This is a genomic window from Streptomyces sp. Alt3, from assembly GCF_030719215.1.
GTDB classification, from domain to species: Bacteria; Actinomycetota; Actinomycetes; order Streptomycetales; family Streptomycetaceae; genus Streptomyces; species Streptomyces glycanivorans.
On the sequence record NZ_CP120983.1, the window covers coordinates 6,200,252 to 6,213,408 of the forward strand.

The 13,157-nt window shown below is 70.4% G+C and carries 10 protein-coding genes; 5 read left to right on the forward strand and 5 right to left on the reverse strand.

Going from position 1 to position 13,157, the window contains the following annotated elements; translation table 11 throughout:
* Positions 1 to 31 precede the first annotated feature (31 nt).
* Positions 32 to 1,618, forward strand: coding sequence for a Na+/H+ antiporter (locus P8A20_RS27360; protein WP_147962979.1), 1,587 nt, complete (start codon positions 32 to 34; stop codon positions 1,616 to 1,618).
* Positions 1,619 to 1,640: 22 nt separating this feature from the next.
* Here P8A20_RS27360 and P8A20_RS27365 read toward each other — a convergent pair whose 3' ends face one another.
* Entirely contained in the window at positions 1,641 to 2,783 is a 1,143-nt protein-coding gene (locus P8A20_RS27365) for a mechanosensitive ion channel family protein (protein ID WP_147962978.1), read from the reverse strand.
* A gap of 38 nt (positions 2,784 to 2,821) precedes the next feature.
* Here P8A20_RS27365 and P8A20_RS27370 point away from each other — a divergent pair, with 38 nt between their 5' ends.
* Positions 2,822 to 3,400, forward strand: coding sequence for a dienelactone hydrolase family protein (locus tag P8A20_RS27370; protein ID WP_306104405.1), 579 nt, complete (start codon positions 2,822 to 2,824; stop codon positions 3,398 to 3,400).
* 97 nt (positions 3,401 to 3,497) lie between these two features.
* Here P8A20_RS27370 and P8A20_RS27375 read toward each other — a convergent pair whose 3' ends face one another.
* The 3 genes from P8A20_RS27375 to P8A20_RS27385 form a co-directional block, all read right to left on the reverse strand.
* Positions 3,498 to 4,313: a DsbA family protein gene (locus P8A20_RS27375; protein ID WP_147962976.1), complete on the reverse strand. Its 816-nt coding sequence runs from the start codon at positions 4,311 to 4,313 to the stop codon at positions 3,498 to 3,500.
* A gap of 48 nt (positions 4,314 to 4,361) precedes the next feature.
* On the reverse strand, positions 4,362 to 5,081 hold the full coding sequence (locus tag P8A20_RS27380) for a hypothetical protein (protein ID WP_147962975.1): 720 nt from the start codon (positions 5,079 to 5,081) through the stop codon (positions 4,362 to 4,364).
* 83 nt (positions 5,082 to 5,164) lie between these two features.
* Positions 5,165 to 6,490, reverse strand: coding sequence for a DUF2252 domain-containing protein (locus P8A20_RS27385; protein ID WP_147962974.1), 1,326 nt, complete (start codon positions 6,488 to 6,490; stop codon positions 5,165 to 5,167).
* A 223-nt stretch (positions 6,491 to 6,713) separates the two neighbouring features.
* Here P8A20_RS27385 and dnaE point away from each other — a divergent pair, with 223 nt between their 5' ends.
* A complete protein-coding gene (gene dnaE, locus P8A20_RS27390; protein WP_147962973.1) occupies positions 6,714 to 10,253 on the forward strand; it encodes a DNA polymerase III subunit alpha in 3,540 nt (1,179 codons plus the stop codon).
* 79 nt (positions 10,254 to 10,332) lie between these two features.
* On the opposite strand, the gene P8A20_RS27395 is transcribed toward dnaE, so the two are convergent.
* Positions 10,333 to 10,512, reverse strand: a complete 180-nt coding sequence (locus P8A20_RS27395) for a hypothetical protein (protein WP_147962972.1) — start codon at positions 10,510 to 10,512, stop codon at positions 10,333 to 10,335.
* A 268-nt stretch (positions 10,513 to 10,780) separates the two neighbouring features.
* Between P8A20_RS27395 and P8A20_RS27400 the strand changes: the two genes are divergently transcribed.
* Together P8A20_RS27400 and P8A20_RS27405 are read left to right on the forward strand one after the other, a co-directional pair.
* Positions 10,781 to 12,043 carry an NYN domain-containing protein gene (locus tag P8A20_RS27400; protein ID WP_147962971.1) on the forward strand — a complete coding sequence of 421 codons (1,263 nt, stop codon included), beginning with the start codon at positions 10,781 to 10,783 and terminating at the stop codon, positions 12,041 to 12,043.
* A 118-nt stretch (positions 12,044 to 12,161) separates the two neighbouring features.
* Positions 12,162 to 13,145: an ABC transporter ATP-binding protein gene (locus tag P8A20_RS27405; RefSeq protein WP_306105206.1), complete on the forward strand. Its 984-nt coding sequence runs from the start codon at positions 12,162 to 12,164 to the stop codon at positions 13,143 to 13,145.
* Positions 13,146 to 13,157 lie beyond the last annotated feature (12 nt).

Consider the following 13,157-nt stretch of genomic DNA (forward strand, 5'->3'; position numbering starts at 1 on the left):
CCCGGGCCCGGCGCGCTGCGGAAGGTACGACGTGGACCAGATGGCACTCCTGCTCCTGCTTCTCCTGGGAGCTTTGGTCACCGTGCCGCTGGGGGAGCGGCTGGGCCTTCCCGCACCGGTGCTGATGACGCTCGCCGGCATCGCCATGGCCTTCGCGAGCTTCGTCCCCGACGTGGACATCCCGCCGGAGATCATCCTGCCCGCCCTGCTGCCCCCGCTGCTCTACGCCTCGGTGCAGCGCACCTCCTGGCGGCAGTTCGCGGCCAACAAGCGGCCGATCTTCCTGCTGGCGGTCGCCCTCGTCTTCGTCACGACGGCGGCCGTGGCCACCGTCGCGAACGCCTTGGTGCCCGGTCTGCCCATCGCGGCCGCCGTGGCGCTGGGCGCCCTCGTCGCCCCGCCCGACCCCGTCGCCGCCACGGCGGTCGCGGGCTCGGTGGGCCTTCCGCGCCGGCTCGTCTCGATCCTCGAAGGGGAGGGGCTGTTCAACGACGTCACGGCCATCGTCCTCTACCACGTGGCGATCGCCGCCGCCGTCAGCGGCACCTTCTCGCTCCCCGAGGCGTTCGGACTCCTCGTCCTGTCCGCCGTCGTCGCCGTGGTCGTCGGCCTGGTGCTCGGCTGGCTGACCATCAAGCTCATGGGCCTGCTGGGCGACGCCACCCTCCAGGTCGGGCTGACCCTGCTGGTGCCCTTCGTCAGCTACGTCCTCGCCGAGGAGCTGATGGGCTCCGGCGTCCTCGCGGTCCTCACCACCGCGCTCTTCCTCGCCGAGCACACCGCGGACGCCGACGACGTCCTGGGGCGGCTCACGGGCCGGTCCTTCTGGGAGATCGTCGACACCCTGGTGACCGGGGTCGCCTTCGGCCTCATCGGACTGGAACTCCACAGCGTGTTCGGCACCGCCGACGGCCGTGAACTGCAGTTCGTCGGCTGGGGCCTGGCTATCGTCGCGGTCGTCGTCGGCGTAAGGCTCCTGTGGCTGCTGCCGGCCACCTGGCTCGCCAAGCGGCTGCACACCCGGCGCGACTACAGCGAGGAGATCCCCACCAGCTGGCGCGAGACCGTCGTCATGTGGTGGGCGGGGATGCGCGGGGTGGCCTCGGTTGCGCTCGCCCTGGCGATCCCGCTGGAGACGGACGACGGGAAACCGTTCCCCGGCCGGGACGAGATCATCTTCGTCGCGTTCGCCGTGATCATGGCCACGCTGGTGTTCCAGGGCCTGACCCTGCCGTGGCTCGTGCGCAAGCTCGGGGTACGGGCCGACACGGACGCGGACCAGGCCCTGGAACGCGAACTCGCGATCCGGGCGGCGAAGGCGGCCAAGCGCCGGCTCAAGGAGATCGAGGGCGTCGAGGACTTCCCCGAGGAGGTCCAGGAAAGGCTCCAGCGCGCCGCGTACGACATCGGGGCGCGGATCAGCCCGGACATGGTCGACGACGAGCGGCGCGAGGCGTACGCGCAGCGCTCCGAGCGCTTCAAGGCGTTCGGCCGGGTGCAGCGCGAGCTGCTGTCGGCCGCCCGCCACGAGGTGCTCTCGGCCCGCAGCGAACCCGGTTCGGACCCGGAGGTCGTCGACCGGGTGCTGCGGTACCTCGACGTCCGGAGCCTGCGCTGAGGCGTGGGCCCGTGACGGCGGTTCAGCCGCGCCCCGTGCGGGGGGCCTTGTCCGGGGTCGGCACGTTGCCGCCCGACGGGGTGCGGAGGGACTCCGCGCCCGTCAGCTCCCGCCAGTGGTCGCCCGGCGGCAGGGCCGCGGGTGACGTCACCACCCGGGGCAGGGCGTACGGATGGTGGTCCCGGAGCCAGCCGATCATCTGCTCCCGCACGGCGCAGCGCACCGTCCAGATGTCGTCCGCGTCCTTCGCCGTCACCACGGCCCGCACCTCGATCGTCGTGGGGGTGGTGTTCGTGACGGCCAGGGACCAGTCGCGGCCGTCCCAGGCGGCGCACTCGCCGAGGATGTCCCGCAGCCTGTCGCGCATCGCCGCGATCGGCGCCGAGTGGTCGAGCTGCAGGAAGACGGTGCCGGTCATCTGGACCCCGCCGCGCGACCAGTTCTCGAACGGCCTGCTCGTGAAGTACGACACCGGCATCGTGATCCGCCGCTCGTCCCAGGTCCGTACGGCGAGGAAGGTCAGGGTGATCTCCTCGACCGTTCCCCACTCCCCGTCCACCACCACGGTGTCACCGATCCGCACCATGTCGCCGAAGGCGATCTGGAAGCCGGCGAAGAGATTGCCGAGGGTCGACTGTGCGGCGACACCGGCCACGATGCCGATCACACCGGCGGAGGCCAGCATCGAGGTGCCGACCGTGCGCATGGCCGGGAAGGTGAGCAGCATCGCGGCGATCGCGACCGTCGCCACCACAGCGGTGACCACCCGCTGGATCAGGGTGACCTGGGTGCGGACCCGTCGGACCCGGGCGGGGTCGCGGGTGGACGTCGCGTACCGGGCGTACGAGGACTGCACGACGGTGGCCGCGATACGGATCACCAGCCAGGCCGACGCCGCGATCAGCACCAGGGTCAGGACCTGGCCGATACCCGCCCGGTGCTCCCGCACCAACTCCAGCTCGAGCTGGCCGAAGCTGGCCCTCAGCAGAGCCGTGCAGAGCACCACCTGGAGCGGCGGGCGGCAGAGCCGGAGCAGACCCCACAGCGGCGTCTCGTGGTGGCGGCTGTCGGCGCGGCGTAGCAGCAGGTCCACCAGCCAGCCCACCAGCAGCGTGATGATCAGCGACCCGCCCACCACCAGCAGGGGCCGCAGTACGTTCTCCATTCCGTCGTCCTCCAAGCGTTCGGGGCACAGCTGGCACCATGGGACGCATGAACATCATGCTTTTCCACTCGACCTACGGTCTGAGGCCCGCTGTGCACGCGGCTGCCGACCGGCTGCGCGCAGCCGGCCACGAGGTGCGCGTGCCCGATCTCTTCGAGGGGCACACCTTCGACACCGTCGAGGAGGGAATGGCCTTCAAGGACGAGGTGGGCAAGGACGAGCTGCTCAAGCGCGCCGTCCTGGCCGCCGCGCCCTACTCCGACCAGGGCCTCGTCTACGCGGGGTTCTCGTTCGGGGCGTCGGTCGCGCAGACCCTCGCGCTCGGTGACGCCAAGGCCCGGGGGCTGCTGCTGCTCCACGGCACCTCGGACATCGCGGAGAGCGCCTCGGTCGACGAACTGCCCGTGCAGCTGCACGTGGCCGACCCCGACCCGTTCGAGTCGCACGACTGGCAGACCAGCTGGTACCTCCAGATGCAGCGGACCGGCGCCGACGTCGAGGTCTACCGCTACCCGGGGGCCGGGCACCTGTTCACGGACGCGGAGCTCCCCGACTTCGACCAGGACGCGGCAGAACTGACCTGGAAGGTCTCGCTCGGCTTCCTGGCCACGCTGTAGACGTCACGCCGTGAGGGTCACGGGAACGGGCCGCGCCCCGGAGGCGCGGCCCGTCGCCGGGTCCGGGCGCGTCGGCGCGCCGGGGCGTGCCCGTGGATCAGCCCTTCAGCGCCTTGGTGACCGCGGTGTTGAAGTCGGCCACCGTCATGGGGGCGTTCTCGCTGCCCTCGGCGGTGAGCGTCTTGCCGTCCATCTTGAGGGTCGGCGTGCCCTGCACCCCGCTCTTGTCGAACGCCTTGGACATCTTGATCGCCCAGGCGTCGAACGTGCCGTCCTCGACGTTCTTCCGGAAGGCCTCGTTGCCCTTCAGCGCGTCCACCGAGTCCGCCACCTCGATCAGGTAGCTGTCCTTGGCGAACTTGTCGTTCGTCTCCTCGGGGTGGTACTTCGCGGAGTACAGCGCGGTCTTGTACTCCAGGAAGGCCTCGGGGCTCACGTCGAGCGCCGCGCCCAGCGCGCTCAGCGCGTTCTTCGAGCCCTCGCCGCTGTCCGAGTTGTCGATGAAGGTCGCACCGACGTACTTGATCTTGTACTTGCCGGCGTCGACGTCCTTGGACACGGTCTCGCCGACCGTCTGCTCGAACGTGGCGCAGATCGGGCAGCGCGAGTCCTCGTAGAGTTCCAGGGTCTTCTTGGCGCTCGACTCACCGATCACGACGGTCGTGCCGTCGTCACCCGACGTGTTCTTGGGGGCGGTGACGTTCTTCGCGTCCCCCGCGGCCTCCCAGGCGGAGGGCTTGTTCAGCTGCATCACGCCGTAGCTGACAGCGCCGGCGACCGCCAGCACGGCCACGACCGAGACGCCGACGACGACCTGCTTGCGTGCCTTGTCCTTCTTGGCCTGGCGCTCGCGCTCCGCGCGCAGCCGCTCGCGGGCGGCGGACTTGTTGGCCTGGGTGTTGCGCTTGCTCATGGGGGTGCTCCGTAGGTGGGGTGGCTCGAAAGGGGGCGTACCGCGTACTCAGGCAGGGGTGAGGACCGAGTACGGCGGGCCCCTCCGTCCCACGGAGTGCACCAGGAAGCGGACGGGGGCGAGCGGGTGCGGGCGGCCGGTGCGGACGGCCCCGGGCCGGCCACGGCGCCGGGCCGTGCCGGTCACGGCGACCGCGGTCAGCAGCGGGCGGAACGCGACGGCGGCCGCCGCGCACAGCAGGCCCGCCAGCGCCGACTCGCCGCGCCGCAGCCAGGCGGCGGCCAGCAGGCCGACCGCCACGTGCGCGGCCAGCAGCAGCCAGGGGACGGCGGGTCCCGGAGAGGCGAGCAGGGCGGCGGCATGGCCGCCGTTCCCCGTCACCCCGGCCAGGGGGGTGCCGACCGAGGCCACGCCGGAGAGCCCGTCGGCCCCGGCCTCGCCGCCGCAGAGCACGTCGACGCCCACGGAGCGCAGCGGGCCCGCGATCGGGCCGCCCGCGGCGCCGTAGCAGAGGTGCTGCCCGGTGGTGAACACCGTGTCGGCCGCCAGCTCCATCGGAACCAGCAGACCGGCGATCGCCCCGAAGCCGCGCTCGCGGCCCGCCAGCGCGAACGCCACGGCGAAGACCGCCCCGGCCAGCAGCGCGACGGCGGTCAGCGGCAGCGGGACCCGGGACAGCAGCACATGGGACGCGGAGGAGAGCGTGACGACGAGCGCGGTGAACAACCCCGCGCGAACCGCTCTCATCTGCGTCCCTGATACGTCCATCGCCGGAGAGTGTGTCATGCGTCCCTGTAAACGAGCCCTAAGGTCCCGTCGGGGCCCGGGCCACCGGGCCCAGACGGGAGGTCCTACAGCCCCGGGATGCGGCCGTTGCGGAAGAGGTCGACGAAGATCTGGTGGTCGGCCCGGGTACGGGCGCCGTAGTCGTGCGCGAAGTCGACCAGCAGCTCGGCGAAGCCCTCCTCGTCCGCCGCGATGGCCGCGTCGATCGCGCGCTCCGTGGAGAACGGCACCAGCGAGTGCCCGCTCTCGTCGTCCGCCGCCGCGTGCATCGTGGCCGTGGCCCGTCCGAGGTCGGCGACCACCGCGGCGATCTCGTCCGGCTCGTCGATGTCGGACCAGTCCAGATCGACCGCGTACGGGGAGACCTCGGCGACCAGCTGACCGGAACCGTCCAGCTCGGTCCAGCCCAGCCACGGGTCGGCGTGTGCCTGGAGCGCGCGCTGGGAGATCACCGTGCGGTGCCCCTCGTGCTGGAAGTAGTCCCGCACGGCGGCGTCGTCGATGTGCCGGGAGACCGCCGGGGTCTGTGCCTGCTTGAGGTAGATCACCACGTCGTTCTCCAGGGCGTCGCTGTTGCCCTCCAGGAGGATGTTGTACGACGGCAGACCGGCCGAACCGATGCCGATGCCCCGGCGGCCGACCACGTCCTTCACCCGGTACGAATCGGGCCGGGTGAGGCTCGACTCCGGCAGCGTCTCCAGATAGCCGTCGAACGCCGCCAGCACCTTGTAGCGCGTCGCCGCGTCCAGGTCGATCGCACCGCCGTCCGCGGTGAACCGGCGCTCGAAGTCCCGGATCTCCGTCATCGAGTCGAGCAGCCCGAACCGGGTCAGCGCGCGGGCGTCGCGCAGCGCGCCGAGCAGCGGGCCCTCGGCGGTGTCCAGGGTGAAGGGCGGCACCTCGTCGTTCTTGGCGCCCGTCGCCAGGGCGTGGATCCGCTCCCGGTAGGCGGCGGCGTAGACACGGACGAGCTCGGTGATCTGGTCGTCACCGAGCGCCTTCGCGTAGCCGATCAGGGCGACGGACGCGGCGAAGCGCTTGAGGTCCCAGGTGAAGGGGCCGACATAGGCCTCGTCGAAGTCGTTGACGTTGAACACGAGCCGGCCGTTGGCGTCCATGTACGTGCCGAAGTTCTCGGCGTGCAGGTCACCGTGGATCCACACCCGACTCGTGCGTTCGTCCAGGTAGGGGCCGGTGTGCTGCTCACGGTCCAGGTCGGAGTAGAACAGACCGGCCGAGCCCCGGTAGAACGCGAAGGCCGAGCCCGCCATCTTGCGGAACTTCACGCGGAAGGCCGCGGGGTCGGCGGCCAGGAGCTGCCCGAACGCGGTGTCGAAAACGGCGAGGATCTGCTCCCCGCGCTGCTCTGCGCCGGTCTGCGTGTCCGACATCGCTGGGTGCCTCCTGGTACATGGCGTTCATGACAAAAGGGACGGGCGTCCCCGCGTCTTCCAACGCGTGACCGTACCGTGGAGTGCCCGTCGTCCGTGCCCTCGGCGACGTAGACTTCCACGCTGTCCCCCCTACCCGTCATCCCCGTCCGTCAGCCCGACCACCACTCCCTCATCGAGGCGCTCAGCGCCGCCCTGAAGACCGCCCCGGAGGCACAGCGCCGTGAGCAAGCCGCCCTTCACGCACCTGCACGTCCACACCCAGTACTCGCTGCTGGACGGTGCCGCGCGGCTCAAGGACATGTTCGAGGCGTGCAACGACATGGGCATGTCGCACATCGCGATGACCGACCACGGCAACCTGCACGGGGCGTACGACTTCTTCCACTCCGCGAAGAAGGCCGGGGTGACGCCGATCATCGGGATCGAGGCATACGTCGCCCCCGAGTCGCGCAAGCACAAGCGCAAGGTCCAGTGGGGCCAGCCGCACCAGAAGCGGGACGACGTCTCGGGTTCCGGTGGTTACACGCACAAGACGATCTGGGCGGCCAACAGCACCGGGCTGCACAACCTCTTCAAGCTCTCCTCGGACGCGTACGCCGAGGGCTGGCTGCAGAAGTGGCCCCGTATGGACAAGGAGACCATCTCCCAGTGGTCCGAGGGCCTCATCGCCTCCACCGGGTGCCCGTCCGGCGAGGTGCAGACCCGGCTGCGGCTCGGGCAGTTCGACGAGGCGGTGCAGGCGGCCTCCGACTACAAGGACATCTTCGGTGAGGGCCGGTACTTCCTGGAGCTGATGGACCACGGCATCGAGATCGAGCGCCGGGTCCGCGACGGGCTCCTGGAGATCGGCCGGAAGCTGGACATCCCGCCGCTCGTGACGAACGACTCGCACTACACGTACGCCAACGAGGCGACCGCGCACGACGCCCTGCTCTGCATCCAGACCGGCAAGAACCTCTCCGATCCCGACCGCTTCCGCTTCGACGGAACGGGCTACTACCTCAAGACCACGGACGAGATGTACGGCGTCGACTCCTCCGACGCCTGGCAGGAGGGCTGCGCCAACACCCTCCTCGTCGCGCAGCAGATCGACACGACCGGCATGTTCGAGAAGCGCGACCTGATGCCGAAGTTCGACATCCCGGAGGGCTTCACGGAGATCACCTGGTTCCAGGAGGAGGTCCGGGTCGGCATGGGCCGCCGCTACCCCGGAGGCGTCCCGGAGGACCGGCAGAAGCAGGCCGAGTACGAGATGGACATCATCATCCAGATGGGGTTCCCGGGGTACTTCCTCGTCGTCGCCGACTTCATCATGTGGGCCAAGAACAACGGCATCGCGGTGGGCCCCGGCCGTGGTTCCGCCGCCGGTTCGATCGTCGCCTACGCCATGGGCATCACCGACCTCGACCCGATCACGCACGGGCTGATCTTCGAGCGCTTCCTCAACCCCGAGCGCGTCTCCATGCCCGACGTCGACATCGACTTCGACGAGCGCCGGCGCGTCGAGGTCATCCGGTACGTCACCGAGAAGTACGGCGCCGACAAGGTCGCCATGATCGGCACCTACGGCAAGATCAAGGCCAAGAACGCGATCAAGGACTCCGCGCGCGTCCTGGGCTACCCCTACGCGATGGGCGACCGGCTCACCAAGGCCATGCCCGCCGACGTCCTCGGCAAGGGCATCGACCTCAACGGCATCACCGACCCGAAGCACCCGCGCTACAGCGAGGCGGGCGAGATCCGGGGGATGTACGAGAACGAGCCCGACGTCCAGAAGGTCATCGACACCGCCAAGGGCGTGGAGGGCCTCGTCCGGCAGATGGGTGTGCACGCGGCCGGCGTGATCATGTCCAGCGAGCCGATCGTCGACCACGCGCCGATCTGGGTGCGGCACACCGACGGCGTGACCATCACGCAGTGGGACTACCCCCAGTGCGAGTCGCTCGGCCTGCTCAAGATGGACTTCCTGGGCCTGCGCAACCTGACGATCATGGACGACGCCATCAAGATGGTGAAGGCCAACAAGGGCGTCGACCTGGAGATGCTCTCCCTGCCCCTGGACGACCCCAAGACGTACGAGCTGCTGTGCCGCGGTGACACGCTCGGGGTGTTCCAGTTCGACGGCGGCCCCATGCGCTCGCTCCTGCGTCAGATGCAGCCCGACAACTTCGAGGACATCTCCGCCGTCTCGGCCCTCTACCGGCCGGGTCCGATGGGCATGAACTCGCACACGAACTACGCCGAGCGCAAGAACGCCCGGCAGGAGATCACCCCGATCCACCCGGAGCTCGAGGAGCCCCTCAAGGAGGTCCTCGGCCTCACCTACGGCCTCATCGTGTACCAGGAGCAGGTGCAGAAGGCCGCCCAGATCGTCGCCGGCTACTCGCTCGGCGAGGCCGACATCCTGCGCCGCGTGATGGGCAAGAAGAAGGCCGACGAGCTGGCGAAGAACTTCGTCCTCTTCGAGGCCGGCGCCAAGAAGAACGGCTTCTCCGACGCGGCGATCAAGGCCCTCTGGGACGTCCTGGTCCCGTTCGCCGGATACGCCTTCAACAAGGCGCACTCCTCCGCGTACGGCCTGGTCACCTACTGGACCGCCTACCTCAAGGCGAACTACCCGGCCGAGTACATGGCGGCCCTGCTGACGTCCGTCAAGGACGACAAGGACAAGTCCGCGGTCTACCTCAACGAGTGCCGGCGCATGGGCATCAAGGTGCTCCCGCCGAACGTCAACGAGTCCGAGCCGAACTTCGCCGCCCAGGGCGACGACGTGATCCTGTTCGGGCTGACCGCCGTCCGCAACGTCGGGACGAACGTGGTCGACTCGATCATCAGGTGCCGCAAGGCCAAGGGGAAGTACTCCACCTTCCCCGACTTCCTCGACAAGGTCGAAGCGGTCGTCTGCAACAAGCGCACCGTCGAGTCGCTCATCAAGGCCGGCGCCTTCGACGAGATGGGGCACACCCGCAAGGGGCTCGTCGCCCACCACGAGCCGATGATCGACAACGTGGTGCAGGTCAAGCGCAAGGAGGCCGAGGGGCAGTTCGACCTCTTCGGCGGCATGGGCGACGAGTCGAGCGACGAGCCGGGCTTCGGCCTGGACGTCGAGTTCTCCGACATCGAGTGGGAGAAGTCCTACCTGCTCGCGCAGGAACGCGAGATGCTCGGCCTGTACGTCTCCGACCACCCGCTCTTCGGTCTGGAGCACGTCCTGTCCGACAAGTCGGACGCGGCGATCTCGCAGCTCACCGGCGGCGAGCACTCCGACGGCGCGATCGTCACCGTGGGCGGCATCATCTCCGGCCTCCAGCGCAAGATGACCAAGCAGGGCAACGCCTGGGCCATCGCCACCGTGGAGGACCTGGCGGGCTCCATCGAGTGCATGTTCTTCCCCGCGACCTACCAGCTGGTCTCCACCCAGCTCGTCGAGGACACCGTCGTCTTCGTCAAGGGACGCCTCGACAAGCGCGAGGACGTGCCGCGCCTGGTCGCCATGGAGATGCAGGTCCCCGACATCTCGAACGCCGGGTCCAACGCGCCCGTCGTCCTGACCATCCCCACGGTCAGGGTCACCCCGCCCATGGTCAGCAGGCTCGGCGAGGTCCTCAGCCACCACCGCGGCGACACCGAGGTGCGCATCAGGCTCCAGGGCCCCCGCAAGACCACCGTGCTCCGGCTGGACCGGCACCGCGTCAAGCCGGACCCCGCCCTCTTCGGTGACCTCAAGGTGCTGCTCGGCCCGTCCTGCCTGGCAGGCTGACCCCCGGACCCGGACCCGCGAGAGGGGCGCCCCGCCGATCGGCGGGGCGCCCCTCTCGGCCTGTCGGCCGTGCGAACCGTCAGTTGTGGCCGAAGCGCTTCTGGTGCTTGCGCGCGACGTCGGCCGGGCTGCCCTGGGCCTGCGACTGCGACTGCGTCTGCGACTCGTACGCCGTCGACTTGGCCTCCTCCGCGCCACGCTCCGCGGCGGATGCGCGGTCGTGCTGGCTGCCCTGCTTGCGGTTCTTGTTCTTCGCCATCGTGATGCCTCCTGTGGGAGATCTGGGGGTCCAGAACCGCTGTCAGACTCACATATCACCATAAAGGCCGCATGTTGGATCATTACCGAGTGTAGTAGGCGAGGTATCATGCGCGGTTTCCTGATCCGCCACGCCGATGATCGAGTTCCGGACCTTAAGGCCGGTGCCGTCGGGCAGACTCGAAGGAAACCCTGAGTGAGCGAACCCCGGGTCGGCGGACCCACCCCCCATGTCCGGGCCCGCCGGTCCGCCGCCGAATTGGAAGAGGGTGGAACGCGTGGACCGTTGCGTCGTCCTGGTGGACGCCGGCTACTTGCTGGGCGCAGCCGCGAGCCTGCTGGCCGGAGAGCCCGCCCGTTCCCGCATCACCGTCGACCACGCCGCCCTGATCCAGGGCCTGCGCGAGCGCGCCGAGGCCGACACGGAACAGCCCCTGCTGCGCATCTACTGGTTCGACGGCGCCCCCGACCGCGTACCGCAGCCCGAGCACCGCAGGCTGCGGGTCATGCCGCGGGTGACCGTCCGGCTGGGCGCCCTCACCCGCAGTGACGGGCGGTGGGCCCAGAAGGGCGTCGACGCCGCCATGCACGCCGAGCTGACCGAACTGGCAAGGAACCGGGCCTGCTCGGACGTGGTGCTCGTGACCGGCGACGGCGATCTTCTGCCCGGCCTCATGTCCGCCAAGGAACACGGCGTCGCCGTCCACCTGTGGGCCGTCCAGGCCGCCGACGGCGACTACAACCAGTCCGAGGACCTGGTCGCCGAGGCCGACGAGCGACGGGTGCTCGACCGCGCCTGGATCACCAAGGCCGTACGGGCCAAGGACACGGGCGGTGTGTGCCCGCCCCCGCCGGTCCCGCGCCCCGAGATCGCCGCGATCCTCTCCGCGCCGCTGCCCGAGGCCGCCCTCGCCGCCTCCGCCGAGCGGGCGTCGGAGGCGCAGGCCGCGGCAGCCCGCAACGGCACCACCGTCCCGCCGGCCGGCGAGGCCGCCGCCCACCCGCAGCCGGGGCCCGGCCACAAGGGCGTGCCCACCCCCAAGGACCTGGCGAGCCTGCGCGCGCCCGGGACACAGACCGCGCAGCACCCCGTCCCGCAGCCCGTCGGCAACGCGACCCTGCGCTGGTCGTCCGACAAGGGCTGGGTGGAGCGCCAGGGCCCCCTCGGCGAGCCGGCCGAGACCGCTTCCCTACCGACCCTCGCCCAGCTCACCAGCGCCGAACAGCGCTGGGCCGACCGGGAGGAGGACATCACCACCGTCGGCGGTGACCCCTTCGAGGTCGGCCAGGTCTTCGCCCGGCGTTGGATGGAACGGCTTCCGGAGACGGTCCACCTGCAGAAACTGTCCACGATGTACCCCCGCATCCCGCACCGCATCGACGGCGAACTCCTCAGGTACGCGGCACGCTTCGGGCTGCTCGCGCACAAGGACGACCAGATCGACGAGCACGACCGCTATGCCATCCGGGCGGGGTTCTGGCGTGAGATCGACGTACGGGCCGCCGCCGAGCACGCCCCCGCGGGGGAGTGAGCGGGGCCGCACTGCGCTGCCCCGGACGCAATACGGGGCATCCGACCCCGTAGTCTCGTACCTCGTGAGTACGGGCACAGCACAGGCGACGGGCGCAGCACAGGCGGAGACCGGCACCGTGTGCGCGGTGCGTGACCTGGTCAAGACCTACCCCGCCGTGCGCGGCCGACGCGGCCGCCCCGCCACCCCCGAGGTGCGCGCCACCGACGGCGTCCGCCTCGACGTCCGGCGCGGAGAGATCTTCGGACTGCTCGGACCCAACGGCGCGGGCAAGTCCACCCTGGTACGCCAGCTGACCGGCCTGATGCGTCCCGACTCCGGAACCGTCGAGGTGCTGGGACACGACCTCGTGCGCCACCCCGAGCGGGCCTCGCGGCTCATCGGCTACCTCGGCCAGGAATCCACCGCTCTCGACGAACTCACCGTGTCGCTCGCCGCGGAGACCACCGGGCGCCTCAGAGGTATGCCGGTACGGGAGGCCCGCGCCGCCCGTGACGACGTGCTGGACGAGCTCGGGCTCACCGGGCTCGCCGGGCGTCCGCTCAAGAAACTGTCCGGAGGGCAGCGCCGGCTCGCCTGCTTCGCCGCGACGCTGGTCGGTGAACGCCCCGTCCTGGTGCTGGACGAGCCGACGACCGGAATGGATCCCGTCGCCCGGCGCTCCGTCTGGTCCGCCGTCGACCGGCGGCGGGCCGAACACGGGGCGACCGTGCTGCTCGTGACCCACAACGTCATCGAGGCGGAGACGGTCCTGGACCGGGTGGCCGTCATGGAGGGCGGCAGGGTGATCGCCTGCGACACCCCGGCCGGGCTCAAGGAACAGGTGGCCGGCGAGGTGCGGGTCGAGCTGGTGTGGCGCGAGCGGGCACCGCTGGACGTCCCTGAGGTGGCCGCGCTCCGCGGGTCCGCGCAGGAATCGGGGCGCAGGTGGGTCCTGCGCCTCGGACCCGACGAGGCGCGGGCCGCCGTGGCCGCGGTGACCGGCGGGGCGGCCTTCTCCTCGCTCGACGACTTCACGCTGGCCACACCCAGCCTGGAGGACGTCTACCTGGCGCTCGGCGGCGACGCGGCCAGGGCCACCGAGGGACTGGTGAAGGCGTGATCAGGACGGTGA